24 protein-coding genes are annotated in these 25,555 nt (G+C 57.0%); 14 read left to right on the forward strand and 10 right to left on the reverse strand.

The window, feature by feature from the left end:
* Positions 1 to 7 precede the first annotated feature (7 nt).
* From upp to hda, 3 genes are all read left to right on the forward strand, one after another.
* A complete protein-coding gene (upp, locus tag K6L24_RS05550; RefSeq protein WP_062744755.1) occupies positions 8 to 634 on the forward strand; it encodes a uracil phosphoribosyltransferase in 627 nt (208 codons plus the stop codon).
* 167 nt (positions 635 to 801) lie between these two features.
* A complete protein-coding gene (gene uraA, locus K6L24_RS05555; RefSeq protein ID WP_062744757.1) occupies positions 802 to 2,091 on the forward strand; it encodes a uracil permease in 1,290 nt (429 codons plus the stop codon).
* A 122-nt stretch (positions 2,092 to 2,213) separates the two neighbouring features.
* A complete protein-coding gene (gene hda / locus K6L24_RS05560; RefSeq protein ID WP_062744759.1) occupies positions 2,214 to 2,921 on the forward strand; it encodes a DnaA inactivator Hda in 708 nt (235 codons plus the stop codon).
* A gap of 21 nt (positions 2,922 to 2,942) precedes the next feature.
* Here hda and arsC read toward each other — a convergent pair whose 3' ends face one another.
* Complete coding sequence (arsC, locus tag K6L24_RS05565) at positions 2,943 to 3,296, reverse strand: arsenate reductase (glutaredoxin) (RefSeq protein WP_062744762.1); 354 nt, start codon at positions 3,294 to 3,296, stop codon at positions 2,943 to 2,945.
* A gap of 18 nt (positions 3,297 to 3,314) precedes the next feature.
* Positions 3,315 to 4,778, reverse strand: a complete 1,464-nt coding sequence (bepA, locus tag K6L24_RS05570) for a beta-barrel assembly-enhancing protease (protein ID WP_118663495.1) — start codon at positions 4,776 to 4,778, stop codon at positions 3,315 to 3,317.
* Positions 4,779 to 5,450: 672 nt separating this feature from the next.
* Between bepA and K6L24_RS05575 the strand changes: the two genes are divergently transcribed.
* The 3 genes from K6L24_RS05575 to K6L24_RS05585 all read left to right on the forward strand — a co-directional run bounded on the left by K6L24_RS05575 (position 5,451) and on the right by K6L24_RS05585 (position 9,032).
* Positions 5,451 to 6,053: a DsrE family protein gene (locus K6L24_RS05575; protein WP_062744767.1), complete on the forward strand. Its 603-nt coding sequence runs from the start codon at positions 5,451 to 5,453 to the stop codon at positions 6,051 to 6,053.
* A gap of 230 nt (positions 6,054 to 6,283) precedes the next feature.
* On the forward strand, positions 6,284 to 7,894 hold the full coding sequence (locus K6L24_RS05580) for a sensor domain-containing diguanylate cyclase (protein WP_062744769.1): 1,611 nt from the start codon (positions 6,284 to 6,286) through the stop codon (positions 7,892 to 7,894).
* 82 nt (positions 7,895 to 7,976) lie between these two features.
* Entirely contained in the window at positions 7,977 to 9,032 is a 1,056-nt protein-coding gene (locus K6L24_RS05585) for an AI-2E family transporter (RefSeq protein WP_062744771.1), read from the forward strand.
* Between the two features lie 50 nt (positions 9,033 to 9,082).
* On the opposite strand, the gene bcp is transcribed toward K6L24_RS05585, so the two are convergent.
* On the reverse strand, positions 9,083 to 9,550 hold the full coding sequence (gene bcp, locus K6L24_RS05590) for a thioredoxin-dependent thiol peroxidase (protein ID WP_062744775.1): 468 nt from the start codon (positions 9,548 to 9,550) through the stop codon (positions 9,083 to 9,085).
* Positions 9,551 to 9,618: 68 nt separating this feature from the next.
* Positions 9,619 to 10,170, reverse strand: a complete 552-nt coding sequence (locus tag K6L24_RS05595; RefSeq protein WP_062744778.1) for a glycine cleavage system transcriptional repressor — start codon at positions 10,168 to 10,170, stop codon at positions 9,619 to 9,621.
* A 143-nt stretch (positions 10,171 to 10,313) separates the two neighbouring features.
* Between K6L24_RS05595 and dapA the strand changes: the two genes are divergently transcribed.
* The 6 genes from dapA to ypfH all read left to right on the forward strand — a co-directional run bounded on the left by dapA (position 10,314) and on the right by ypfH (position 16,919).
* Positions 10,314 to 11,192 (forward strand): 4-hydroxy-tetrahydrodipicolinate synthase, encoded by an 879-nt coding sequence (dapA, locus tag K6L24_RS05600; protein ID WP_062744781.1) that lies wholly within the window; start codon positions 10,314 to 10,316, stop codon positions 11,190 to 11,192.
* 15 nt (positions 11,193 to 11,207) lie between these two features.
* On the forward strand, positions 11,208 to 12,239 hold the full coding sequence (gene bamC / locus K6L24_RS05605; protein ID WP_062744783.1) for an outer membrane protein assembly factor BamC: 1,032 nt from the start codon (positions 11,208 to 11,210) through the stop codon (positions 12,237 to 12,239).
* Between the two features lie 160 nt (positions 12,240 to 12,399).
* Positions 12,400 to 13,113 carry a phosphoribosylaminoimidazolesuccinocarboxamide synthase gene (gene purC / locus K6L24_RS05610; RefSeq protein ID WP_062744785.1) on the forward strand — a complete coding sequence of 238 codons (714 nt, stop codon included), beginning with the start codon at positions 12,400 to 12,402 and terminating at the stop codon, positions 13,111 to 13,113.
* A 166-nt stretch (positions 13,114 to 13,279) separates the two neighbouring features.
* On the forward strand, positions 13,280 to 14,143 hold the full coding sequence (gene ypfJ, locus K6L24_RS05615; RefSeq protein ID WP_062744787.1) for a KPN_02809 family neutral zinc metallopeptidase: 864 nt from the start codon (positions 13,280 to 13,282) through the stop codon (positions 14,141 to 14,143).
* 6 nt (positions 14,144 to 14,149) lie between these two features.
* Complete coding sequence (locus tag K6L24_RS05620) at positions 14,150 to 16,147, forward strand: tRNA(Met) cytidine acetyltransferase TmcA (RefSeq protein WP_245006716.1); 1,998 nt, start codon at positions 14,150 to 14,152, stop codon at positions 16,145 to 16,147.
* A gap of 82 nt (positions 16,148 to 16,229) precedes the next feature.
* Positions 16,230 to 16,919: an esterase gene (gene ypfH / locus K6L24_RS05625; RefSeq protein ID WP_118663499.1), complete on the forward strand. Its 690-nt coding sequence runs from the start codon at positions 16,230 to 16,232 to the stop codon at positions 16,917 to 16,919.
* Between the two features lie 53 nt (positions 16,920 to 16,972).
* Here the strand turns inward: ypfH and K6L24_RS05630 are convergent, their stop codons facing one another.
* Genes K6L24_RS05630 through K6L24_RS05640 form a run of 3 tightly spaced genes read right to left on the reverse strand, consistent with a single transcriptional unit; the run spans position 16,973 to position 18,685 of the window.
* Entirely contained in the window at positions 16,973 to 17,161 is a 189-nt protein-coding gene (locus tag K6L24_RS05630) for a YpfN family protein (RefSeq protein WP_062744795.1), read from the reverse strand.
* Positions 17,162 to 17,171: 10 nt separating this feature from the next.
* Positions 17,172 to 18,299: a succinyl-diaminopimelate desuccinylase gene (gene dapE / locus K6L24_RS05635; protein ID WP_062744797.1), complete on the reverse strand. Its 1,128-nt coding sequence runs from the start codon at positions 18,297 to 18,299 to the stop codon at positions 17,172 to 17,174.
* The gene (locus tag K6L24_RS05640; protein WP_062744800.1) at positions 18,281 to 18,685 is read right to left on the reverse strand and encodes an ArsC family reductase; all 405 of its coding nucleotides are present in this window, start codon (positions 18,683 to 18,685) and stop codon (positions 18,281 to 18,283) included. The genes dapE and K6L24_RS05640 overlap by 19 nt, the downstream gene beginning before the upstream one ends.
* Positions 18,686 to 18,937: 252 nt before the next feature.
* Here K6L24_RS05640 and K6L24_RS05645 point away from each other — a divergent pair, with 252 nt between their 5' ends.
* Both K6L24_RS05645 and ypfM read left to right on the forward strand, forming a co-directional pair.
* Positions 18,938 to 19,132, forward strand: a complete 195-nt coding sequence (locus K6L24_RS05645; protein ID WP_062744802.1) for a hypothetical protein — start codon at positions 18,938 to 18,940, stop codon at positions 19,130 to 19,132.
* Between the two features lie 278 nt (positions 19,133 to 19,410).
* Positions 19,411 to 19,470 (forward strand): protein YpfM, encoded by a 60-nt coding sequence (gene ypfM, locus K6L24_RS05650; RefSeq protein ID WP_118665656.1) that lies wholly within the window; start codon positions 19,411 to 19,413, stop codon positions 19,468 to 19,470.
* A gap of 101 nt (positions 19,471 to 19,571) precedes the next feature.
* Here ypfM and acrD read toward each other — a convergent pair whose 3' ends face one another.
* The 3 genes from acrD to narQ all read right to left on the reverse strand — a co-directional run bounded on the left by acrD (position 19,572) and on the right by narQ (position 25,350).
* Positions 19,572 to 22,685 carry a multidrug efflux RND transporter permease AcrD gene (gene acrD / locus K6L24_RS05655; protein ID WP_062744804.1) on the reverse strand — a complete coding sequence of 1,038 codons (3,114 nt, stop codon included), beginning with the start codon at positions 22,683 to 22,685 and terminating at the stop codon, positions 19,572 to 19,574.
* A gap of 339 nt (positions 22,686 to 23,024) precedes the next feature.
* Positions 23,025 to 23,663 (reverse strand): response regulator, encoded by a 639-nt coding sequence (locus K6L24_RS05660; RefSeq protein WP_137268765.1) that lies wholly within the window; start codon positions 23,661 to 23,663, stop codon positions 23,025 to 23,027.
* 4 nt (positions 23,664 to 23,667) lie between these two features.
* On the reverse strand, positions 23,668 to 25,350 hold the full coding sequence (gene narQ / locus K6L24_RS05665) for a nitrate/nitrite two-component system sensor histidine kinase NarQ (RefSeq protein WP_222682037.1): 1,683 nt from the start codon (positions 25,348 to 25,350) through the stop codon (positions 23,668 to 23,670).
* Between the last annotated feature and the right edge of the window lie 205 nt (positions 25,351 to 25,555).

Raw genomic sequence — 25,555 nt, forward strand, 5'->3', positions numbered from 1 at the left:
TACAACAATGAAGATCGTGGAAGTCAAACACCCGCTGGTCAAACATAAACTGGGTCTGATGCGGGAACATGACGTAAGCACCAAACGTTTCCGTGAACTTGCGTCAGAAGTGGGAAGTCTGCTGACTTATGAAGCCACTGCCGATTTAGAAACCGAAACCGTCACCATCGAAGGCTGGAACGGCCCGGTTGAGATTGAGCAGATTAAAGGTAAAAAAATTACCGTTGTGCCCATCCTGCGTGCAGGTCTGGGCATGATGGAAGGCGTACTGGAACATGTGCCCAGCGCGCGTATCAGCGTGGTCGGCGTATATCGCGACGAAGAGACGCTGGAGCCGGTTCCGTATTTCCAGAAGCTGGTTTCCAATATTGAAGAGCGCATGGCACTAGTTGTTGACCCGATGCTGGCCACTGGTGGATCCATGATCGCCACCATCGACCTGCTGAAGAAAGCCGGCTGCAGCAGTATCAAGGTACTGGTATTGGTGGCGGCGCCGGAAGGGCTGGCTGCGCTGGAAAAAGCTCACCCGGACATTGAAGTTTATACTGCCTCCGTCGATCAGGGCCTGAACGAGAAGGGGTATATTATCCCTGGCCTCGGTGATGCCGGCGACAAGATCTTCGGGACGAAATAAACGATGTGCCAGGCGATTGTCCCTGTCCATGCGGTCTGCGACGATAACGCCTGGTCTGCCCGATCCTTACCGCGGCAGAAATTGTGCAGTAATCGATTATTTTTATTAACAAACCGACCATAGAGTCGGTTTTTTTACAGCTCAGGAAACGCAAGGGGTATGAAATCATGACGCGTCGCGCAATTGGCGTACACGAGCGGCCACCGCTGCTACAGACTATTCCACTCAGCTTCCAGCATCTGTTCGCTATGTTTGGCGCGACGGTACTGGTACCCATTCTCTTCCATATCAATCCGGCCACGGTGCTGCTGTTCAACGGTATCGGTACGCTGCTGTACCTGTTTATCTGCAAAGGCAAAATTCCGGCTTATCTTGGCTCCAGCTTTGCCTTTATTTCCCCGGTGTTACTGCTGTTGCCGCTGGGTTATGAAGTGGCGCTGGGCGGTTTTATTATGTGCGGTGTGCTGTTCTGCCTGGTGGCGCTGATCGTCAAGAAAGCCGGCACCGGATGGCTGGATGTGATGTTCCCACCGGCCGCGATGGGCGCGATTGTGGCCGTGATCGGCCTCGAGCTGGCGGGCGTCGCGGCCAATATGTCGGGTCTGCTCCCTGCCGATGGCAGTGCGGCTGACAGTAAAACCATTATTATTTCGATGGTCACGCTGGGGGTGACGGTCTTTGGTTCGGTGCTGTTCCGGGGTTTTCTGGCCATCATCCCGATTCTGGTGGGGGTGCTGGTGGGCTATGCGCTCTCCTTCGGCATGGGCATTGTCGACTGGACGCCAGTGCGTGAGGCGCACTGGTTCGCCCTGCCGACCTTCTACACCCCGCGTTTTGAATGGTATGCCATCTTTACCGTCCTGCCTGCGGCGCTGGTGGTGATTGCCGAGCATATTGGCCATCTGGTGGTGACGGCCAATATCGTGAAGAAAGATTTGCTGAAAGATCCGGGCCTGCACCGCTCCATGTTTGCCAACGGCATTTCGACCATCTTCTCTGGCTTCTTTGGCTCCACGCCGAACACCACCTATGGCGAAAACATTGGCGTGATGGCAATCACCCGGGTGTACAGTACCTGGGTGATCGGCGGCGCGGCGATTCTGGCGATCCTGCTCTCCTGCGTCGGCAAGCTGGCCGCGGCTATTCAGGCCGTGCCGGTGCCGGTGATGGGTGGGGTGTCGCTGCTGCTGTACGGGGTGATAGCCGCATCAGGCATCCGCGTGCTGATCGAATCCAAGGTCGATTATAACAAAGCGCAAAATCTGATCCTGACCTCAGTGATCCTGATCATTGGGGTCAGCGGGGCGAAGGTGCACATTGGTGCCGCTGAACTGAAAGGCATGGCCCTGGCCACCGTCGTTGGGGTCGGACTGAGTCTGATCTTTAAAGCGATTTCCCTGCTGCGCAGCGAAGAAGAGGTGATCGAGCTGCCGGACGACGGTAACGGCGCGAAGTAAGCCGGATCGGGGCAGCCAGCGCGGCTGTCCCGCTAACCTGCCGCTCAGGCAGCCTTAGCGTTTCATGATCCCGGGCGAGTTGTGTTAGAATTTTACCGTTTTCTGCCTGCTCAAAACCTGAGGTGAATCTGAACACGCCGGCACAGCTCTCACTGCCACTTTACCTGCCCGACGACGAAACCTTTGCCAGCTTCTGGCCGGGGGAAAATCCGTCGCTGCTGGCTGCCCTTCAGGGCGCGCTGCATCAGCAACACGGTAGCTACTTTTACTTCTGGTCTCGCGAAGGAGGAGGACGCAGCCATCTGCTGCACGCCGCCTGCGCTGAACTGTCGGCCAAAGGTGAAGCCGTGGGCTATGTCCCGCTGGATAAACGCACCTGGTTTGTCCCTGAAGTGCTCGACGGCATGGAGCAGCTCGCGCTGATCTGCATCGATAATATCGAGTGTATTGCCGGGGATGAACCGTGGGAAATGGCGATTTTCGATCTCTATAACCGTATCCTGGAGACCGGGAAAACGCGGCTGCTGATCACCGGGGATCGTCCCCCTCGCCAGCTGAATCTGAAGCTGGCCGATCTGGCATCGCGTCTGGACTGGGGGCAGATCTATAAGCTGCAGCCGCTGTCGGATGAGGACAAACTGCAGGCGTTACAGCTGCGGGCGAAGCTGCGTGGTTTTGAGCTTCCCGAAGATGTGGGCCGCTTCCTGCTGAAACGGCTCGATCGCGAAATGCGCACGCTGTTTGTGACGCTGGATCAGCTCGACCAGGCCTCTATCAGCGCCCAGCGTAAGCTGACCATTCCTTTTGTCAAAGAGACGCTGACCCTGTAGTTGCGGCTTTTGCCCTGACGCTCACAGGATAGCCAGCACCTGCTCCGGCGGCCGGCCAATGCGCGCCTTATCGCCTGCGACCACGATCGGACGTTCAATCAGCGTCGGCTCCGCCGCCAGCGCGGCCAGCAGCTGCGCCTCCGTCAGCGCCGGGTCGTCCAGACCTGCCGCTTTATACTGCACTTCTTTCGTCCGCATCAGCTGGCGTGCGCTGGTGAATCCCAGCTGCTGCACCAGCCTGCTGAGTGTCGCTACTGCCGGCGGTGTCACCAGATAGAGGATGACCTGCGGTTCCACGCCGTGTTCTTTCAGCAGCGCGAGGGTTTCACGGCTCTTCGAGCAGCGTGGGTTGTGGTAAATCTGAACCTCAGACATGGTTTTCCCTTTCTGTCATTACGATTTCTGATACTGGCGGAAACGTTCCTGCAGCCGGCGAAGCTGGTCAATGCGGGCGTCATAGCGGGCCTGTTTCAGGCTGCCCAGTGGGACCGCCGCGCTGGCGCTGCTCAGGCTGCGGATCGCCTGATCAAGCTGACCGCTTAACGCCAAATCCTCCGCCCGAGCTGCCTGCTCTTCATCCGTCAGCCCCTGATCGGCAGAGGCCTGAGCCAGCAGGCCCCAGCCGTTCGGATCGTCTTTATTCGCCCAGGTGTAGCGGTACAGGACTTTGCTGGCACTGGCGGGCTGTTTAGCCTCGACGTAGGCATTCGCCAGGTTGAGCTGCAATACCGGATTGCTGCTCACGCCTTTGGCGGAGAGCAGACGATTGATTGCCTGCTGCGGCTGCTTCAGCCCGATATCAATATCCGTCATGATATCCAGATACCAGATGTTGTCCGGCTGTTTCGCCAGCAGCGGCGCAATGATGTTTCTGGCCTGCTGGTATTTACTCTCCCCCAGCAGCAGCACCGCTTTACCATACAGCGCCGCCGCCTGCTCGCGGCTGTTGCCATTGGTCAGGCTGGTCAGCAGGTCGCTGGTGAGCTGGTTTTGCCCGGTTGAGAACATGCCGAGCGCCCTGACTTTTGCCATGTAGAAATCCTGCGATGACTGCACCACAACCTGTTTCATCTGATTGGCGCGGTTACGGGCATCTGACAGCCGGCTGTCAGGGAGCGGGTGCGTCAGCAGCATTTCGGGCGGCTTAGAGGCAAAGCGGGAGGCGTCGGCCAGTTTTTGCAGAAAGTCCGGCATCGCCTCCGGGTCAAACCCGGCACGCTGTAATACCTGGATGCCGATACGGTCGGCTTCCTGTTCGTTCTGCTGGGTGAAACTGATAATGCCCTGCTGGGCCCCCGCCAGAGTGCCGCTGAGGGCCGCCATACCGGCCTGCGGGCTGGCCATTGCCAGCAGAATTGACCCCAGGGCACCCACCCAGGTCAGCGGGGCATTACGCTGTTGCTCTTCCATGGCGCGCGCCAGGTGGCGCTGGGTGACGTGAGATATTTCGTGCGCCATAACCGAAGCCAGCTGGCTCTCGTTATCGCTGTAGCGGAACAGCGCGGAGTGAAGCACCACGTTGCCGCCAAAAAAAGCAAAGGCGTTAATCTCATCGTTGCGGATCAGATAAAAATGAAAGGGTGTTTTGACCGACCAGGCATGGTTCACCAGTCGCTGGCCTAACTGATTAATGTACTGGTTCAGCAGGGGGTCGTTAATAATGGGCGCGCTGGCGCGCAGCTGGCGTACATAAAAATCGCCCATCGCCAGTTCCTGATTAATTGACAGGGTACCGCCTGCCGTCGTACCAATATCCGGCAGATTATCGCTGATATCAGCGTGGGCCGGAAGCTGACTGCCCGCCAGCAGTGTCACCATTAACGTTGCCAGCAGGTTTTTCTTTAATCGGATGAACATACGCAAACCCTAACAAGGAGGTTCAATTTCTGACCGGCAACGTGCCGAAATGTTCTCTTTGCGCGTAAAACGACGCACTCATTCCCCATCTTAACCACAGCCCGGGGCGAATGAAATGGCTTAATCACGCCCGGGGGATCCCCTGCCGCATAACAGACGAAATCTTGCCTTAAAAAACTGAACAGCATCTGCATCGTCTTTCAGGACGTTATCCCTGTTTTCAGAACCTGATAGCGGCCTTTCCTGCCAGCATGAGGTTTCGTCTTAGATGATTTCATTCAAATTGACTGATAAAAACATGAAAAATGATAGGGTTTACTCTGAAAAAAACCTGATGCAGCGTCCGGCGCGGCGCGCGAAACATAAGTAAATTTTCAGCCGACAGGTTCCTGACGCCCGGCGGGCAGGCCCAGCCAATATGCTAACCGCAGGGGGCAATGTTGCCTGAGCCGTTTGAGTCCGACTGAGGCGGTACCGGCTACCGCAGTTAACCGTGGTAGTGAGCCGGCAGCGGCAGAACGGTCCATGCATTACGGTTTCCGCACAGTATGCACTACTGATGGTTTCAGCAGGCAACCACTGCGCGCCAGAGGTAAGAATGGCCGGTAAGAGGGGCGTCAGGGCTGTGTTATATCTCAGAGATGACGATGTGCTCTTACAAGAGGTGTTGCTATGCGTTCTGTGATTTCCTGTGTGCTGATTGCGGTGGTTGCCGGTTTTGTGGGTGCCAGCTTTTCTAAAGCCCCTGAACTGATCGATAAACTCGCCAACCGCGTGGAACCGGTCAGCGATCCGGCGGGCTTCTGGTCCACGCCTGCCATTCAGGGCTATGGCAAAATACACTACGAGCCTGAGGTCGCTTACCGGCCGAATCTGAACGACAGCAATAAGATCGTCTTTCAGATCACCAAAGCGGAAAACAGCCCTGACGATCCCAATCTCGGGCTGGAGCGGGTAGCCCGCGTGGTCAACCTGTACGTCGCCTCCGGGGTGCCGGCAGAGAAACTGAAGTTTGTGGTTTCAGTCACCGGTGACGGTACGCCCGCCATGCTGAACAACGCGCAGTACCACCGGCTGTTCGGCAGGGATAATCCCAACCTGCCGCTGATTGCCGCGCTGCGGGAAAAAGGGGTCGATGTGTCTGTCTGCGATCAGTCTGTCGCCTTCCACCACTATAAGAGTGAGTGGATTGATAAATCAGTGACTCACGCATTATCCAGCCCGACGACGGTTTCCACGCTTGAAAACCAGGGCTATGCCTTCCTGGCGATGTAATGCTTCTCAGCGGGCCGCCGGCCCGCCTCCCGGCGAACACGTTCCTGCCTTAAGTGAAATAATTATTGGCTCTGAGGGCTTCAGAATATTCCCAAATCGGCTGAGAGGTGTACAATTGGCCCGTGCTTAACCAGGGCATAAATCGCACTTAATCTCTCTTCGCTCTTTGGGCATAACGCGCATAAAAAATATAAGGCGCTGATAATGATGTTACTCACCGGGGTGAGTCCATGCTGAGGCTTTCGCGCCCCAAAACGGACTTGCGTACCCTCATTACCCTGCTGGCGGTCGCCAGTATTGTGATCACCCTTGCTAACTCACTGTACGCCAGCTGGCGGGTACAGCGTGATGTGCTGATCGAAAATACGCTGGAATCAAACCGGGTGTATGCCACCAAACTGGCATCGACCACTGAAGTGTTTTTCCAACTGGCGCAGTCGCAGCTCTCCTACAGCGCCAAAGTGCTGGGGAACGGTCTGGATAATGACGCGACCCTGCAGGATGAAGTCGATCGCCTGCGTGAGCAAACGAACAGCTTTAACTCCGTGGTGATTGTTGATGCCAGTGGATGGGTGCGGGCGATTTCCCCGGAGTCCCTGATGCTGAAGGGCATGCATCTCAGCTCCAGCGCCACCAAACAGGCCCTTCACGAGCGTAAGCCGCTGATCAGCCAGCCCAGCATGTCTGCGGCGAACAATCTGCTGGTGTTTGTCTCCTGGCCCATCTGGTCGAAAACCGGCACCTATCTGGGGTATGTCGGTGGTTCTATTTATCTGAAAAAAAGAAGTATTCTTAACGTTCTGCTCGGTGAGCAGTTCTACCGCGACGGATCGTCCCTGTATGTCATTGATAGCAAAAATCAGGTGCTGTATCACCAGGATCGCCAGAGGGTGGGGAAGACCATCGATCCATTGATCAGTACGGCAGTGCGCGCCCGCGCCAGCAACGGTAACCAGCAGGTGACGACGGAAAGCGGTGAGCCGATGCTGGCGGGCTTCGCCAATGTGCCGACGGCAGGCTGGACGATCATTACGCTTAAACCGACGGAGGCAACGCTGGCACCGCTCAACAGCCTGCTGCTGAAAGTGCTTAAGCATTCAGTGCCTTTCGCCCTGTTAACGCTGATTATTGCGCTGATCCTCGCGCAGCGTATCGCGCTGCCGCTGTGGCAACTGGCACGTAAGGCCAGTCAGATGGATACGCAAAACGTGTCGAAAGAGATTAACGGCATCCGTTCCTGGTACTATGAAGCGTCACAGATCAAGCGCGCTATGCTGGCCGGGATCGCCCTGATGCAGGATAAAATCGGGCGGCTGAAGAGCGAAGTCCAGACGGATCCGATGACCGGGCTGCTCAACCGGCGGGGCCTGAATGCCGTACTGGACTATTTTCTGGCTACCAGCCAGCCTTTTGCGGTGCTGGCCCTGGATATCGACTACTTTAAACGCGTTAATGATACGTTCGGCCACGATGCCGGGGATGCGGTGATCCAAACGGTGGCTCGCCAGCTGGAGCAGGGGGCGCGGCAGACGGATGTAATCTGCCGTAACGGCGGTGAAGAATTCCTGATGATCCTGCCGGGGGCCGATCGCGAAGTGGCGATAGTGATTGCTGATCGGGTGCGTAAACGTATTGAGCAGCTATCGCTCGATCGGGTGGGCCACATTACTATCTCGGCGGGGGTCGCATTCTGGCTGCCGGCGATCGACGGCACTATGGAAGAGACCTTTAAACAGGCTGATGATGCGCTATACCAGGCGAAAAATGGGGGACGCAACCAGGTCGTCGTTGCCCCCGGCGCGAACAAAACGCCTGCCGTCGCGCAGGGACTTCCGCACTAATTTTTCTACGCCCATGACGGCATTACGCAAGAATGGGCCGTATCAGATACACTCTCCCCATCTTTTTCAGGCAAGGACTCCCATGCTCGAACTTTTAATGCAGTGGTATCGCCGTCGATTCAGCGATCCTCAGGCGATTGCATTGCTGGCGATTCTGCTGGCAGCATTTTGCATTCTGTTTTTCTTCAACGGCCTGCTGGCTCCGCTGCTGGTGGCCCTGGTACTGGCGTATCTGCTGGAGTGGCCAACGGTACGGCTGGAGCGGCTGGGCTGCTCGCGCACCTGGGCCGTCACGCTGGTGCTGATTGTCTTTGCCACGTTGCTGCTGGTGCTGATGCTGGTGGTGGTTCCCGTCGCGTGGCAGCAGGGGATCAATCTGACCCACGAGCTACCCACTATGCTGACCCGACTGTATCAGTACGCGATGCGGCTGCCTGACCGTTTCCCCACCCTGATGGGGGCTGGCATCATCGATATTGTGGTGGAAAACCTGCGCAGCCGCCTGAGCGGGCTGGGCGATCAGCTGGTGAAATACTCTCTCGCCTCGCTGGTGGGGTTGATGACGCTGGCGATCTATCTGGTGCTGGTGCCGCTGATGGTGTTCTTCCTGCTGAAGGACAAAGAGCAGATGCTGAACGCCATTCGCCGCGTGCTGCCACGCAACCGCGGTCTGGCGGGGCAGGTGTGGGTGGAGATGAACCAGCAGGTATCAAACTATATTCGCGGCAAGGTGCTGGAAATGGTCGTCGTGGGCGTGGTCAGTTGGGTGGGTTTCCTCGCCATTGGCATGAACTACGCCCTGCTGCTGGCGGTACTGGTCGGCGTGTCGGTGCTGATTCCCTATATCGGGGCGATGGTCGTGACTATCCCGGTGATGGGCGTCGGGCTGGGGCAGTGGGGATTATCCGGTGACTTCTGGACGATGATGGTGGTCTACCTGGTCATTCAGGCGCTGGACGGCAACATTCTGGTGCCGGTGCTGTTTTCTGAAGCGGTGAATCTGCACCCGCTGGTGATTATCTTGTCGGTGGTCATTTTTGGCGGCTTATGGGGATTCTGGGGCGTCTTCTTTGCCATTCCGCTGGCCACCCTCGTCAAAGCGGTGGTGCACGCCTGGCCGGATGAGCTGGCCAAATAGTCACCGCCGACTTTGTTACGGGTCGACCGGAAAGGTCGACCCGGACATGATTAGGCGGATTTCAGGTAATCCATCACGATATCGTGGTGATTGCTGGTTTTGAAGTCGTCAAAGACCTTCTCCACTTTGCCATCCACGCCAATCAGGAAACTGATGCGGTGAATGCCATCATAGGTTTTCCCCATAAAGGTTTTTTCACCCCAGATACCAAACTGCTCACAGACCTCGTGATGTTCATCAGAGAGCAGCGTGAAATTCAGCAGCTCCTTTTCAACAAAGCGGGACAGTTTCTCAGGTTTGTCAGTGCTGATACCTAATACGTCAACCCCGGCTTTTTTCAGTTCATCCATACTGTCACGCAGACCACACGCCTGGACGGTACAGCCTGGCGTCATCGCTTTCGGGTAGAAATAGACCAGAACGCGCTGTCCCTGGAAGTCGGTCAAATTTACTTGTTCACCGTCCTGATCGGGCAAGCTAAATTTCGGTGCGGTATCACCGGCTTTCAGTGGGTTCATCACTACTCTCCGTTTTTATCATCATGCTAGGGGAAAATTTGCGCACTTTCTCACACGGGTTCTCATGGTTACGTGCCGTGATGGGAAACTGCCTTAATAGTGCCTTGAGCATGCAGCTCTGTACAGAGTCGGTTGAACGCCATTTCAATAAAAGACGCATCCTGGCTGGCCGGACTGTGTGCGGTTAGTTGAATATAGAGCCTTGGCGGCTGATTTTCCTCTGCAGGTTGCGTACGGGAGACCAGTTCGGCGATATTCATTTGGTGCGAATCAAACAGATCGGTAAAGCGTTCAATAATGTGTGGGGAGTCGGTGACTTCAACCTGAACCCAAACAGTGACCGGCATCGGCGGTGTGGTGCGTGCGCTGGTGCGCTTCATCACAATCAGCAGCTCCATCTCTGCCCCTTTCAGCGGCAGGGTGGATTCAATCAGTGTAATGGCATTCCAGCTGCCGGACAGTAGCATAATAAAGGTGAATTCATCGCCCAGCATGGCCAGCCGGCTATCTTCAATATTACAGCCACAGCTGCTCACATGTCGGGTGATAGCATTAACAATCCCGGGGCGGTCGACCCCAAGGGCGGTGATGACCAGATGGTGTGGCGATGACTGCGGCAAAATCAAGCTTCCTGTCCAAAATCTAATAACTATAAGGTAAACATAAAAAAAACTGCTGACAAGCGCTTGAGCCGCCCTATGCGCTTGCTTTTACTGCTCGGACAAACGTACCATGAAGCACTTGTTTGTCGAGGGGATGGCTAATGTTCACGGGAAGTATTGTTGCACTCGTAACGCCGATGGATGACAAAGGTAATGTCTGCCGTGCGAGTCTGAAAAAACTGATTGATTACCATGTTGCCAGCGGAACCGCGGCAATTGTTTCTGTAGGAACGACCGGCGAATCTGCCACCCTCAGCCATGACGAACATGGTGACGTGGTTATGCTGACGCTGGAACTGGCAGATGGTCGCATTCCGATTATTGCCGGTACCGGGGCAAATGCTACCGCTGAAGGCGTCTCTCTGACCCGCCGCTTCGAAAAATCGGGCGTCGTGGGCTGCCTGACCGTCACCCCTTATTACAACCGTCCTACGCAGGAAGGGTTGTACCAGCATTTCAAAACCATCGCTGAAAGTACCGATCTTCCGCAGATGCTGTATAACGTACCCTCACGTACCGGTACGGATTTGCTGCCCGAGACCGTTGGCCGCCTGGCGAAAATAAAAAATATTATCGGAATCAAAGAGGCGACCGGGAACTTATCGCGGGTTAGTCAGATCCAAGAGCAGGTAAATGAAGATTTTGTGCTGGTGAGCGGCGATGACGCCACATCACTGGACTTTATGCATCTGGGCGGCCACGGCGTGATTTCCGTGACGGCGAACATCGCCGCACGTGAAATGGTTAACCTCTGTGCGCTGGCACAGCAGGGTAACTTTGCTGAGGCACGCCTTCTGAATCAGCGCCTGATGCACCTGCATCAGAAACTGTTTGTTGAACCGAATCCTATTCCGGTGAAATGGGCTGCAAAACAATTAGGATTAATAGCAACCGATACGCTGCGTCTGCCAATGACGCCGCTGACCGATGCAGGTCGTCCGGTTGTTGAGCTGGCACTGAAAAACGCTGGCCTGCTTTAAATCTAGGGAGAATTAATGGCTTACTCAGTACAAAAGTCCACGGTAGCAACAGTGGTGGGACTGTCGTTGGTGATGCTGCTGTCAGCATGTTCTAACGATCAACGTTACAAGCGTCAGGTGAGCGGTGACGAATCCTACCTGAAAGCTGCCGATCTCAGCGATCTGCGTGCCCCTGCGGGCATGATCATGCCGCTGCAGAATGGCGACTTTGATATTCCTTCCGTCAGCAGCAAAGGGCAGGTGGGTAAGCAGTTGGATATTCGTCCTCCGGCTCAGACGCTGGCCCTGATGAACGGCACCCGTAGTCAGTTCGCGGGCAATACCGGCACGCTGCTGGTCGATTCCCGCGCCGGCTCTCTCTGGCCGCAGGTGGTTGACGTGGTTCAGGCCGCCAAATTCCCGATTGCTGACCGACAGGACGCCCGCCAGTCCCTGACGACCGACTGGGTTCAGTGGAACCGTGCAGACGAAGACAACCAGTATCGTGGTCGTTATCAGTTAAGCGTACAGCAGCAGGGCGGTCAGCAGGCGCTGACGGTGAAACTGCTGGAACTGCAGCAGCAGGATAAAGTAGTGAACTCACCGGTTCAGATCCAGCGCTATACCGCGCAGATGGTGAATGCCATCAGCGAAGGGCTGGATAAGCTGGAAACCGGGCGTGAAAATGCCGCAGCCAGCCGTAGCCCAACTCAGATTGATGTTCAGAGCGGTGCCGATGATACGGGCCTGCCTAACCTGATCCTGCGTGCGCCATTCAACGTGGTGTGGCAGCGTCTGCCCGCGACGATGAAACGTGTGGGAATGGAAGTGACTGACAGCAACCGTTCACAGGGTAGCCTGAACGTCACCTACAAGGCGCCGGGCAGCAGCACCTTTGACGAACTGGGTGCGAAAGACCCGGAACTGAACAACGGTGACTACAAAGTACAGGTCGGTGACCTGGATAACCGTAGCAGCCTGCAGTTCCTCGATCCGAAAGGTCATCCGCTTACCCAGTCGCAGAATGATGCGCTGGTAGCGGTGTTCCAGGCCGCATTCAGCAAGTAAGCCAGAAGGCCGGAGAGACTCCGGCCTTTTTTTATCGGCCTGTACGTAAACGATTGCTTCGGTTTTTTATCCCCGGACTCTATAATTCCGCCAGGCAAAATTTTAACGGGCTGGCACTGCCGGCCTGATAGTGACACTTATATCGTTTGGAGTTAAACAAATGCAGAAAAAAGCTGAGTTGTATCGCGGCAAAGCGAAAACCGTTTACAGCACCGAAAACCCGGATCTGTTGGTACTCGAATTCCGTAACGATACGTCAGCGCTGGACGGTGAGCGCATCGAACAGTTTGACCGTAAAGGAATGATTAACAACAAGTTCAATTATTTCATTATGACTAAACTGCAGGAAGCCGGGATCCCAACGCAGATGGAAGCCCTGCTCTCTGACAACGAAGCGCTGGTGAAAAAGCTCGATATGGTGCCGGTTGAGTGCGTTATCCGTAACCGGGCGGCCGGATCGCTGGTGAAACGTCTGGGCGTGGAAGAGGGGATGATCCTCAATCCGCCGCTGTTTGATCTGTTCCTGAAAGACGATGCCAAACACGACCCGATGGTCAATGAATCTTACTGTGAAACCTTTGGCTGGGTGAACAAAGAGAATCTGGCGCGGATGCGTGAGCTGACTTATCAGGCGAACGACGTGCTGAGCAAGCTGTTTTCTGATGCCGGTCTGATCCTCGTCGACTTCAAGCTGGAGTTCGGTCTGTTTAACGGTGAAGTCGTGCTGGGTGATGAGTTCTCCCCGGACGGTGCCCGCCTGTGGGATAAAGACACCCTGAATAAGATGGACAAAGACCGCTACCGTCAGAGCCTGGGCGGTCTGATCGAAGCTTATGAAGAAGTGGCCAGGCGTCTGGGTGTGACCCTCGACTGATCCCGCCAGGGGTTAATACCCTTACGACCTCAATACTGCCGAAAGGCCGGGCTTGCCCGGCCTTTTTCCTGTCATCCTCTCTTATTCCCGTGTTTTCTGGTTTTCCCTGCGACGTCCGACTAAAATCGACGGACAGGTTGTCGTTATTAATTTGGAGTAAACACTTATGCGCTGGCAAGGGCGTCGCGAAAGCGACAATGTGGAGGATCGCCGTAATGAATCCGGGACGGTTGGCGGTGGGCGCATACGTATTCCTCGTGGCAAAGGGGGCATTGCTCTGCTGATTATTGTGGTGATCGCCAGTTACTATGGCTATGACCTGTCGCCACTGCTGACCGGGGATGGCAGCTCCGCCGCGCCGACGGCGCAGCAGCAGCAGCGTCAGACCACGCCGAAAGAAGATGAGGCCGCGCAGTTCACCCGCACGGTGTTCGCGCTGACAGAAGATACCTGGCAAAAGCTGTTCCGGCAGATGGACAAAACGTGGCAGCCCCCGACGCTGGTGATGTACCGCAACCAGACGGCTACTGCCTGCGGCAGCGGCCAGTCGGCGATGGGGCCGTTTTACTGCCCGGCAGACAGTAAAGTCTATATTGACCTGTCGTTTTACGACGAAATGACCCAAAAACTGGGCGCCGGGGGCGAATTTGCCCAGGGCTATGTGATTGCTCATGAAGTAGGGCACCATGTACAGCACCTGTTGGGCATTGATAAAAAAGTCCGCGAGATGCAGCAGGGTGCCTCACGTGTGCAGGTAAACCAGCTGTCGGTGAAAATGGAGCTTCAGGCGGACTGCTTTGCCGGCGTCTGGGGTCACTATATGCAGCAGGAAAATGTGCTGGAAACCGGTGATCTTGAGTCTGCGCTGAATGCGGCTCAGGCGATTGGTGATGACCGGTTGCAACAGCGCAGCCAGGGGCGGGTCGTGCCGGACAGCTTTACACACGGCACCTCACAGCAGCGTTATACCTGGTTCAAAAAAGGTTTCGACAGTGGTAATCCCGGCCAGTGTAATACCTTTGCAGGCTGATGCGGCGTGAATGAGCTTGTCGCCGCCGCTGCCGTTCATCGGCAGCAGGGCTGCCGCCGTTTACTGACCCTCAGCGGAGCACCGGCGTGGTGCAGGCAGCAGGCCACCAGCCTGATGGCGCAGCTCCCGGGAGACTGGCTGTGGGTGGGCAGTGACGCTTCTGCCCCCTTGCACTGCCAGCCGCAGGCCCTGCGCACGCTACTGGGCCGGGAGTTCCACCATGCAGTTTTTGACGCCCGGGAGGGTTTTCATGCAGAGGCCTTTGCCGCACTGGCAGGCACGCTGCGTGCCGGGAGCTGGCTGCTGCTGCTGCTGCCCGAATGGGATCGCTGGGCGGAGTGCCCCGACACCGATTCACTGCGCTGGAGTGATAGCGATCGACCCTGCGCCAGTCCGCGCTTTGTTCAGCGCTTTCAACAACTGTTGCTGACCGATGCTGGCGTGGCCAACTGGCGTCAGTCCCATCCTCTGATGATTTCCCCCGTCCCGCTGCCCCCGGACTGGCAGACCGATAGCCAGCAACAGCAGCGGGTGCTTGAACGGCTGATCAATGCCCCCCCGGGCATTTACGCGCTGACCGCCGCCCGTGGCCGGGGAAAATCCGCGCTGGCCGGTATGCTGGCCGCGCGCTGGCCCGGGCGTTGTCTGGTCACTGCGCCTGCCCGCGCCGCTTCGGACGTGCTCGCCGGTTTTGCCGGAGAGCGCTATCACTTTGTCGCACCGGATCGTCTGCTGGCCAGCGCACAGGAGCTTGTCTCCGGCGTTGACTGGCTGCTGGTCGATGAGGCCGCGGCCATTCCTGCCCCGCTGTTACAGCAGTTGGTGGCCCTTTTCCCCCGCGTCCTGCTGACCACCACCGTGCAGGGCTATGAGGGAACCGGACGCGGTTTTATGCTGAAGTTTTGCGACGGCCTGCCAAACGTGACGCATTACCGGCTGGACGCCCCCCTGCGCTGGGCAGCGGGCGACCCGCTGGAGCGGATCGTGGCGGAGGCCCTGCTGCTTGACGATGCCGTTGCTCCTCCGCAGTCGGGGCCGCTGGCCTGCCTGCCGCTGGAGCAGGCGGACTGGAAACGCCAGCCCGCACGCATGGCAGCGGTCTATCAGCTGCTGACCAGCGCGCACTATCGTACCTCACCGCTCGATCTGCGGCGGATGATGGATGCGCCGGGGATGCACTTTATTGCCGCCCTCCAGGAGGACAGCGTGCAGGGGGCGCTATGGCTGGTGGACGAGGGGGGGCTTTCTGCCGGGCTGTCTGCCGCCATCTGGGCCGGCACCCGCCGTCCGCGCGGTAGCCTGGTCGCCCAGTCGCTGGCGGCCCATGCCGGTGATATCGACGCGCCCCAGTTGCGTTCACGGCGCATCAGCCGGATTGCCGTCGCGGCACCGCTACGCGGGCAGGGCTGCGGTCAGCAACTGGTCGCCTGCTGTCAGGAGCTTACCCCGGGACTGGATTTTTTATCCGTCAGCTTTGGTTTTACCGACCCGCTGTGGCGTTTCTGGCAGCGCTGTGGTTTTCAGCTGGTGCGCTTCGGCACCCATCGTGAGGCCAGCAGCGGCTGTTATACGGCGATGGCCATCCTGCCTCTCAGCCCGGCCGGAGAGCGGCTGGCGGGATCGGCCACCCGACGTCTGGCGCGAAATGCGGGCTGGCTGCATCGCCAGTCGGGTTCACAGGCGCTGCCCCTGGCTGCGGATGATGATCTGACGCTGATCGACGATGACTGGCTGGAACTGTCCGGTTTTGCCTGGGCACAGCGACCGTTTGAGGTCAGCTATGCCGCACTGGGAAGACTGATTGGCACGGTGTCGTCAGCCCTGCCGCTGCTGCGTGCGGCCATCAGTGAGGGACTCTCCCCGGGTGAGATCTGCACCCGGTTTCGGTTGTCCGGGCGTAAGGCGCTGCTGGCTGCCTGGCGGCAGGAGGCACAGCAGGGACTGATGGCGCGGGACCCACTGCGGGCACAACAGCACCGGCAGTGGGTCATCTCATTGCAATAAATCCACCGTCTTCATCAAAAATACCCCCTGTTCTTCAGCCTGCAGGGGCGTATGATCCTGGCAATAGCTTAAGGAGCTCACCATGAAACTTCCCCATGTTGTCGTTCAGACCCCCTCGTTACCCGCGACACAGCTTTTTTTGCTGTATCACGCCGCCGGCGATAATCCGGTGGCAATGGGCGAGATTGGCCACTGGTTTGCCGGGGCTTTCCCGCGTGCGCTGGTGGTCAGCGTCGGCGGGCCGCAGGCGGATGCTGACGGGGGTTTTCACTGGTATAGGCCGTCCGTGCCGGACGGTCATCAGCAGCAGGTTGATGGCGCAATGGACGGCTTTATTGCCAGCGTTCGTCACTGGCAGCAGCAGAGTGGGGTCAATGCGCGGGCAACCGCCCTGATAGGCTTTGCTCAGGGCGCGACGATGGCGCTGGAGGCGATTAAGGTGCAGCCGGGACTGGCAGGCCGGGTGGTGGCCTTCAGTGGCCGGTATGCCACGCTGCCTGACCAGGCCGGAACGCGGACCACCATCCACCTGATCCATGGTGATCATGATACCGTGCTGCCGCTGACGCATGCGGTTGCGGCGGAAGAGCGGTTGTCTGCGCTGGGAGGGGATGTGACGCTGGACATTATTGACGACCTGCCGCATGCCATCGACGAGCGGGCGATGCGCTTAGCGCTCGAACGCCTGCAGTTTACCGTACCGCGTCGTTATTTTGACGAAGCGCTAAGCGGCGCCAAACCGGGCGATGATGATGTGATTGCACTGATGTGATTAGCGTGTCAGGGCCGACCGTGTTTTCCGCTCGGCCCTGAATCGGGAGGAAATTATTTCTTCTTCGGCCAGTCGTCTTCATCATCCCATTTATCGTTAAAATCACGATGTGGGGGGAGTTCTGGCTTGTTGTCGAGAAACTTTTTATGATCGATGCGCTTCAGATCTTTGTAAACGTTCATCAGAATGCCAATCATCAGCAGGATCACCAGGATCCACCAGTAGTGCTTTATAAATTCCATCATTTCACCTTTATGCGATCAGCTGTTCCATGATCCGCTGGTACATGCGGCTGAGAAGCTGCAGGTCGGCGGCTTTCACGCACTCATTGATTTTATGAATGGTGGCGTTGACCGGGCCTAATTCCACCACCTGCGCGCCCATGCGGGCAATAAAGCGTCCGTCAGAGGTGCCACCGGTCGTCAGCAGCTGCGGCCTGATTTCATTATAGTGCTCAACCGCGTTAACCACCGCATCAACCAGCTTACCGCGTGAGGTCAGGAACGGCTGACCGGAGAGTTTCCACTCAATGGTGTAGCGCAGCTGATGGCGATCGAGCAGTTCCTGAACCTGCTGCCGGATCATTTCATCGGTCAGTTCAGTGCTGAAACGGAAGTTAAACTGCACAAAACAGTCACCGGGGATCACGTTGTTGCTGCCGGTCCCGGCCTGCACGTTGGCAATCTGCATACTGGTCGGCGGGAAGAATTCATTGCCCCGATCCCACTCCCTGGCCACCAGCTCATTCAGCGCAGGCATGGCGCGGTGAACGGGATTATCGGCAAGGTGCGGGTAGGCCACGTGTCCCTGGACGCCATGAAGGGTCAGGTTAGCGGTAATCGAGCCGCGACGGCCATTTTTTACCACGTCGCCGACTACTTCGGTACTGGACGGCTCGCCCACCAGGCAGTAATCCATGCGTTCATTGCGCGCCATCAGCGCTTCCACGACTTTCACGGTGCCGTTGGCAGCGCTGGCCTCTTCATCGGAGGTGATCAGAAAGGCCAGACGCCCTTTGTGCTGCGGATGGGCGGCAACAAAGCGTTCCGCGGCGACGATCATCGCGGCCAGCGACCCTTTCATATCGGCGGCACCGCGGCCAAACAGCATCCCGTCGCGGATGGCCGGTTCAAACGGGGGATTGATCCAGCGGTTGGCATCCCCGGTCGGTACGACGTCAGTATGACCGGCAAAGGCCAGCGTTTCCCCTTCGCCGCGCCATGCCCAGAAATTCAGGGTGTCGCCAATATTCATGGGTTCAATGGTAAAACCCAGCGCCTGTAAACGGGCAATCAGAATAGCCTGGCAACCGGCATCATCAGGGCTGAGGGAGGGGCGACGAATAAGCTGCTGCGTCAGCTCTATGACCGGACAGTGCATAATGATGACTTCTCCTGAATAAACGGCGAATAGGTGGCTTCACTGAAGCCCAGCAGCATAGAGCCGTCGGCGGCGCAGAGCAACGGGCGTTTGATCATGGCAGGCTGTGACAGCATCAGTGTTAATGCCGCTGCCGGATTATCCACTGCCTTTCGCTCGGATTCTTCCAGCTTGCGCCAGGTGGTACCGCGGGTGTTAAGCAGGGCTTCCCAGCCAAGAACATCAATAAAGCGCTGCAGCAAATCTGCCTCTAATCCGTCAGCACGGTAATCATGGAACTGATAGTTCACGCCACCTGCTTCCAGGTATTTCCGCGCTTTTTTGACGGTGTCGCAGTTTTTGATGCCATACATTGTAAAGGTATTTTTCGGGCTCTGTTCTGTCATCGGTATCCGTTTCCTGTGCCGTCTGATAATTGCTGGTGACAGTTTACAGTGGATAGCGCCGGCAGACAGCCCTTGAGATGATGAAAGTCAGACGCCAGGAAGAACGTTTGATGCGCTGCCGGTAAAAGTCAGACTTGTGTACCCTTCTGTTTTTTGTGGGATTCATCTATATTCGGATGAGCTCAATGCAGGACAATAGCGACGAGCGCGATGAGAAGGGGAGTGAGCCCGTGATTAAAGAGGAGGGGAGCGATGAACTACATGAAAGAATCGGCCGCACATACGGTAGAAGAAACCCAGTCCACGATCGTACTGAAGCGTAAAAAAGAAACCCGCTGCGAGGATTTCGCCCATATTGTTGATGCCGTGATGCGGGATCACCCCGATGCGAAAACGCACATCGACAGTGAAAGCGGTGGTTACGATAAAATCATCATTCTGAAATAGTGAGTCATCCGGCCCCGCCCGGGGTCGATGTTCCTCTTGAGACGATGGACGAGGGGTTGCCTGAGCTGTTCAGCCGCACCGGCCGGATATACGAAGCCTCTTAATTATGCTACGACTAATAATCCCCTGAGAAATCATCACCTACGAACTGTGCGGCGTAGCACATTTTCATTGAATTATCGTTTAACTCGTTTTACCGATGGCAGTAATTGGGATCCTGATCTTTCTTTTGTTTAGGAATACTCTTAAAATGAACCTACATAAAAAGAGAGGTTACTATGATTGATTTAGAACTGGGGAACTGGAAAGACTTTATCGAAACGATGTTACGTAAGTAATGCGTTTCAGACAAGAAAAGCATGGTGATAGCATCAAAGTGTTTTATTTTCAGTCAATTAAATTATAAAAGGCAGCTATTAACCGGCTGCCTTTTTGTTTTTTACCGGTGTTTCTCTTTCAGCGGGAAGCGGCGGCGCACCAGCACAAAGAACAGCGGCACAAAGAAGATTGCCAGTACCGTGGCGGAGATCATCCCGCCCATCACTCCGGTGCCGACTGCATGCTGGCTGCCGGACCCGGCACCGCTGCTGATCACCATCGGCAGGACGCCGAAAATAAAGGCCAGCGAAGTCATCAGAATCGGCCGTAAGCGCTGGCGCGACGCTTCCAGGGTGGATTCCACCAAATCACGCCCCCGGGTATTCATTTCGCTGGCAAATTCGACGATCAAAATGGCATTTTTCGCCGACAGTCCGATCACGGTCAGCAGGCCGACCTGGAAGTAGACATCGTTTTCCAGCCCGCGCAGCCAGGTGGCCACCAGCGCACCAATCACCCCCAGCGGCACGACCAGCATGACGGAGAAAGGAATCGACCAGCTCTCATACAGCGCGGCCAGACACAGGAAGACCACCAGCAGTGACAGCGCATAGAGCGCCGGGGCCTGTGCCCCCGTCATACGCTCCTGTAGCGATGCCCCCGTCCACTGCAGGCCAATCCCCACCGGCAGCTGGCTGACCAGCTTCTCCATCACGTCCATGGCCGCACCGTTACTGACGCCCGGTGCCGATTCCCCCACAATTTCAACGGCGGAATAGCCGTTGTAGCGTTCAAGGCGGGGTGAACCGCTCTCCCAGTGAGAGCGGGCAAAGGCGGTGAAGGGCACCATTTCGCCGCTGGCATTGCGCACATACCACTTGCTGATGTCATCGGGCAGCATGCGGAAGGTGGCGTCAGCCTGGACATACACTTTTTTCACCCGTCCTCTGTCAAGGAAGTCATTGACGTAGGTCGACCCCCAGCCGGTTTGCAGCGTCGCGTTAATATCATCCAGCGACACGCCCAGGGCCTGGGCTTTCCGCTGATCAATATCGATACGTAACTGCGGGCTGTCATCCAGACCGTTATGACGGACCCGGGTCAGGGACGGGTTGCTTTGCGCCAGCTCAAGCAGGCTGTTGCGTGCCGCCATCAGCGCGGTATGGCCCAGCCCGGCGTGATCCTGCAGCTCCATATCAAAGCCGGCCGAGTTGCCCAGCCCGGTGATGGCGGGTGGGCTGCTGGCAATCACTTTCGCCTCATTGATTTTTGCAAAGGCTTTAGTGGCGCGCTCAATAATGGCGAAGGCGGTATTGTCACTGCCGCTGCGATCCTGCCAGTCTTTCAGGCGCACAAACATCCGCGCCACGTTCTGCCCGTTGCCGCCAGGGCCGGCACCGACGGTGGCGAACACCGACAGCACGTTGTCTTTCTCGTGTGTCAGGTAGTATTTCTCAACTTTTTCCACCACCTTCATCGTCTGTTGCAGGGTGGAACCCGGCGGCAGCTGAACCTGGGTGGTGAAAATACCCCGGTCTTCCAGCGGCAGGAAAGAAGTGGGCAGGCGGATAAACAGCAGGGCCATCACCGCGAGCAGCGCCACATACAGCACCAGCCAGCGGCCTCCTTTGGCCAGAATTTTGCCCACGCCGCGCTCGTAGCGTTCAGCGCTGCGGTTAAACAGGCGGTTAAACCCGCCAAAGAATCCCCGGCGGCCGTGATGGTGGCCTTTGGCCAGTGGTTTCAGCAGCGTGGCACACAGGGCAGGGGTAAGGATCATCGCCACCAGGACGGAGAGCACCATGGCGGAGACAATCGTGACTGAAAACTGGCGATAGATAGCCCCGGTGGTGCCGCCGAAGAAGGCCATCGGGATAAAGACCGCCGACAGCACCAGCGCAATACCGACCAGCGCCCCCTGAATCTGCCCCATGGATTTGCGCGTCGCCTCGCGCGGCGACAGGCCTTCTTCACTCATAATTCGTTCGACGTTTTCCACCACCACGATGGCATCATCCACCAGCAGGCCGATGGCCAGCACCATCGCGAACATGGTGAGCGTGTTGATGCTGTAACCGAAGAGATAGAGAATGCCAAAAGTGCCCAGCAGCACCACCGGCACGGCAATGGTCGGGATCAGCGTGGCACGGAAGTTTTGCAGGAACAGGTACATCACCAGGAAGACCAGCAGCACGGCTTCAAACAGGGTTTTCACCACGTCTTCAATGGAGGCTTTGACAAACGGCGTGGTCTCGTAGGCGATCTCCGCCTTCAGCCCGTGGGGAAAATAGTGTGACAGTTCGTCAAGACGGGCGCGAACCAGGGTATCCGTTTGCAGCTCATTGGCCCCGGAGGCCAGCTTGACCCCCAGCCCTGACGCGGCCATGCCGTTATAGCGGCTGAGGTAATCATACTTCTCCGCGCCCAGCTCCACCTTTGCCACATCACCCAGCGTTACCACGGAGCCATCGGCATTGACCCTGAGGGTGATATCGCGGAACTGCTCCGGGGTTTGCAGCAGGGACTGAGAGTTGATGGTGGCATTCAGTGCCTGGCTGTCGACAGAGGGCAGGCCACCCAACTGGCCGACCGCGACCTGACTGTTCTGCGATTTGATGGCGGTCACCACGTCGCTGGTGGTCAGGGTGTAGTTAATCAGCTTATTGGGATCGAGCCAGATACGCATGGCATATTGTGAACCGTATGCATCTACCTGTCCCACGCCGTCAATGCGGCTGAGCGGATCCTGAATATTACTGGCAACATAGTCCGAGATATCCTGTTTATCCATGCTGCCGTCGGTCGACACGAAGGCGACCATCAAAATATTGGTATCACCGGTTTTATTGACCGTCACCCCCTGCGACTGGACATCCTGCGGCAGTTTTCGCAGCGCGGTCTGTAGCTGATTCTGCACCTGCTGGCGGGCTTCATCGGGGTTTGTGCCGGCTTCAAAGGTCAGCGTAATGGTTGCCTGGCCGGTATTGCTGCTCTGCGACGACATATACATCAGATTATCAATGCCGGTCATATTCTGCTCGATCACCTGAGTGACGGTGTTTTCGAGCGTTTCAGCAGACGCCCCCGGATAGTTGGCGGTGATGCGCACGTTAGGAGGCGCCAGGTCAGGATACTGTTCAATGGGCAGAGAGACGATGGCCAGCCCCCCGGTCAGACACATCAGTATTGCCAGAACCCAGGCAAAAATCGGGCGATCGATAAAAAAGTTGGCCATCTCTAGCTCCGCAGCAGGTATACCCGTCGTCCATCAGGTGCCGGTCTGTCGGCCGTGTCCGCCACCCCGAGAGATCGCTTTCTCTGTTTACAGGGATTTGCGGGCGTGCTGCCTGCATCGTGAAGTCTGTTGGATATAGCCTGAATAATAACAAAAATGCCGGTTTTCCCTGCGGCGTTTAAGACAGATATCCCGTCATGTCATCGGTATGGGGCGGGGCAAATTTATAATTTAATCAATATGCTCCGGCAGGGGATCACTTTACCCGCCGCTGATGAAACAATCGTGGAGAAAATGAGGAGAATATGTAAATAATCCCGCAGGCCGTGGCCCCTCTGGTTACAAACTGGCGTGGTTTGATTCCAGCCACATGACGGTAGCCGCTACCCGTGAACGGACATTCAGCTTACGTAATACGTTGCGGATATGAACTTTGACCGTTTGCTCGGAGATAGCCAGGTTCTCTGCAATTTGTTTATTTGAATGGCCACAGGCCACCTCTTTCATCACCTCCTGCTCGCGTTTTGTCAAAATAATAAAGGGATCGGCTTTCCAGTTATCGTTGTTCCGCAGCGCGTTCAGCGGTGCACTAAAGGCGACGCCGCCCTCCGCCACCCGGACAATTTGCGACAGCAGCTGTTCCGGAGGGCTGTCCTTCAGCAGGTAGCCGCTGGCCCCGGCTTCCAGCAGGGCGGAAATATCGCCGCGCAGATCTGATACCGTCAGCACGACGATCCGGGCAAGTATGCCGTTAGCGCGCAGGGCGTTAAACGTCTCCAGACCGGAGAGTCCCTTCATTTTCAAATCCAGAAGTATCAGGTCGGGGGGATTCTGCCGCGCCAGCGCGACCGCGTCGTGACCACTGGCCGCCTCTGCCGTCACCCGGAACCGGGGCTCCAGCGCCAGCAGTTGACGAATGCCGTTACGCATCAGGGGGTGATCGTCGACAATCATCACGCTGACGGTGTTGTCTTCCATGGTGCTACTCCTTGTCAGAACCCATTTCAGTGAGCGGTTTGAAGTGTAAAGACACGCCAGTGCCTCCGTGCGTGTGACGAACAATGGTCAGCTGGCCGTTCAGCCGTGCAGCACGTTCATGCATGATGGTCAGACCGTAATGTCCTTCGGGTTCTTCCAGCGAGGCAATGCCCACGCCATTATCGGTAACAGCGATTGTCAGCCCGCTTGCTGCATCGTAATCGCCGCTGACGGTAATCTCCGTTGAGTTCGCATGCTGTACGGCATTAAGCAGGGCCTCGCGGACAATCTGTAATACGTGAATATGCTGCTGGGCCGGAAGCCGTACCTCAAGCTGCCCTTTCAGCACAATCGGGGCGTCAGTCTGCTGGCGCAGTGGGGCAATGACCTGCTCCAGCGCGCGCGTCAGGCTGGCCGGTTCAATGGTCAGCCGGAAGGTGGTGAGAAGCTCACGCAGCTGCCGGTTTGCCGTGCTCAGTGCTTCTTCAAACTCCGTTACGATCTCCCGTGCGGCGGTGGCCTCCGCGTTGAGCGTACGTTTCAGCCTGACAAGCTGAATGCGCAAAAAAGTCAGGGACTGCGCCAGCGAGTCATGCAGTTCTCGGGCAATAGTCGCACGCTCCTCCAGCAACAGCAGGCTTTGTACCTGCTGCTGTGCCTGCCACAGTTCCAGCGCGTGGACGAGTAAAGAGGCCACGCTTTTCATCAGCGGCGACTCACTCTCCTCCGCCTGCCAGCGCAGCACACCGCAGGGGGGCTGTTCCGGATGCGGATGCAGGGGCAGCGTTTGCCACACTCTGTCCGGCAGACGGTGTCCTGCGCTCAGTCGCCCAAACTCGGGCGTGGAAAGCTCAATGTAACTGAGCTTTTCATGGTCAGACACCAGCCGCAGGGTTTGCTGAAAGGCCTCCTGCCCTTTGATGCTGTGGCTGAGCTGCTGAGAACAGGCATACAGCAGCCTCAGGCGGCGGTTGGCCTGGGTTAAATCGGCAGTTTTTTCCTCAACATTCAGGGACATCGCCCGCCACGATTTTTCCAGCTCAGTGGACATGCGGGTAAACGCCCGCGCCAGCACGCCCAGTTCATTAGGCAGACCGGTGCTGAGCGGTGGAAAATGAAAGCGCCGCTGTTCAATCGCTTCGCTGGCGCTGACCAGCTGTTGCAGCGGCCCGACAACCTGCTGGCGAATATGACGCAGAATAAACCAGACCCGCAGGGTAATGGCCAGTAAACCCAGCAGGCAGGCGAGGGCGGCCATCCGCATTTTCAGTTCGGCCCAGTGCTGCAGGGCCAGCACAAACTGGTCGATTTTATCGACCTCGTTAATCACCTGCTGGTGGTTTCCCACTGTCGCGGAGGCAGTCTGCCGGGCGGTGACCAGCAGTTCACGATACCCCTGGCGCACGGGGTCCGGCACATAAAAACGATCCAGCGCCTTCAGCGCGGGGGAGTGCAGTGTGCGCTGATAGTCAGCAATATGTTGTGCAGAAAGGGGGGAGTGAGTGCTGATGTCCCAGCTCAGGCGATAGACCTGCATCCGCAGGGAACCGGCAAGATTGATGGCTTCTGCATCCCGCAGGCTGCCGGACAGAGTCAGCAGCGCCAGCCCACTGGTAATGACGGACAGCAGGACAATGGTAAATAGCGCGCGGGCCAGGCTATGCGTCAGGGAGCGTATGATGGTCACATTTATTATCCTTAATATAAGGAGGGTGATTATAACGCTGCGCTAAGGTTTACTGAAGCAGTAGTCCCTGCCTGTCACTGCCCGTTACATCTGCCGAACTCCGACATATCTCTTTACGCTTCTTGGCGCAGTCACGCGCAATGCCAGGAATGTTTTAACGGCTTTACGCACTGCTCACTCTGCTTTTCATTGAAACGGTAATAAT

Origin of the sequence: Erwinia persicina (genome assembly GCF_019844095.1) — a bacterium.
In the GTDB taxonomy this organism is placed as follows: domain Bacteria; phylum Pseudomonadota; class Gammaproteobacteria; order Enterobacterales; family Enterobacteriaceae; genus Erwinia; species Erwinia persicina.

Excerpts from the sequence above, each read along its gene's own strand:
- purC (WP_062744785.1), top strand. The coding sequence starts at position 12,400 with ATGCAGAAAAAAGCTGAGTTGTATCGCGGCAAAGCGAAAACCGTTTAC.
- acrD (WP_062744804.1), bottom strand. The coding sequence starts at position 22,685 with ATGGCCAACTTTTTTATCGATCGCCCGATTTTTGCCTGGGTTCTGGCA.
- ypfH (WP_118663499.1), top strand. The coding sequence starts at position 16,230 with ATGAAACTTCCCCATGTTGTCGTTCAGACCCCCTCGTTACCCGCGACA.
- bcp (WP_062744775.1), bottom strand. The coding sequence starts at position 9,550 with ATGAACCCACTGAAAGCCGGTGATACCGCACCGAAATTTAGCTTGCCC.
- dapE (WP_062744797.1), bottom strand. The coding sequence starts at position 18,299 with ATGCACTGTCCGGTCATAGAGCTGACGCAGCAGCTTATTCGTCGCCCC.
- ypfJ (WP_062744787.1), top strand. The coding sequence starts at position 13,280 with ATGCGCTGGCAAGGGCGTCGCGAAAGCGACAATGTGGAGGATCGCCGT.
- K6L24_RS05585 (WP_062744771.1), top strand. The coding sequence starts at position 7,977 with ATGCTCGAACTTTTAATGCAGTGGTATCGCCGTCGATTCAGCGATCCT.
- K6L24_RS05660 (WP_137268765.1), bottom strand. The coding sequence starts at position 23,663 with ATGGAAGACAACACCGTCAGCGTGATGATTGTCGACGATCACCCCCTG.
- K6L24_RS05645 (WP_062744802.1), top strand. The coding sequence starts at position 18,938 with ATGAACTACATGAAAGAATCGGCCGCACATACGGTAGAAGAAACCCAG.
- K6L24_RS05575 (WP_062744767.1), top strand. The coding sequence starts at position 5,451 with ATGCGTTCTGTGATTTCCTGTGTGCTGATTGCGGTGGTTGCCGGTTTT.
- bepA (WP_118663495.1), bottom strand. The coding sequence starts at position 4,778 with ATGTTCATCCGATTAAAGAAAAACCTGCTGGCAACGTTAATGGTGACA.
- K6L24_RS05580 (WP_062744769.1), top strand. The coding sequence starts at position 6,284 with ATGCTGAGGCTTTCGCGCCCCAAAACGGACTTGCGTACCCTCATTACC.
- upp (WP_062744755.1), top strand. The coding sequence starts at position 8 with ATGAAGATCGTGGAAGTCAAACACCCGCTGGTCAAACATAAACTGGGT.
- arsC (WP_062744762.1), bottom strand. The coding sequence starts at position 3,296 with ATGTCTGAGGTTCAGATTTACCACAACCCACGCTGCTCGAAGAGCCGT.
- K6L24_RS05630 (WP_062744795.1), bottom strand. The coding sequence starts at position 17,161 with ATGGAATTTATAAAGCACTACTGGTGGATCCTGGTGATCCTGCTGATG.
- dapA (WP_062744781.1), top strand. The coding sequence starts at position 10,314 with ATGTTCACGGGAAGTATTGTTGCACTCGTAACGCCGATGGATGACAAA.
- uraA (WP_062744757.1), top strand. The coding sequence starts at position 802 with ATGACGCGTCGCGCAATTGGCGTACACGAGCGGCCACCGCTGCTACAG.
- K6L24_RS05640 (WP_062744800.1), bottom strand. The coding sequence starts at position 18,685 with ATGACAGAACAGAGCCCGAAAAATACCTTTACAATGTATGGCATCAAA.
- bamC (WP_062744783.1), top strand. The coding sequence starts at position 11,208 with ATGGCTTACTCAGTACAAAAGTCCACGGTAGCAACAGTGGTGGGACTG.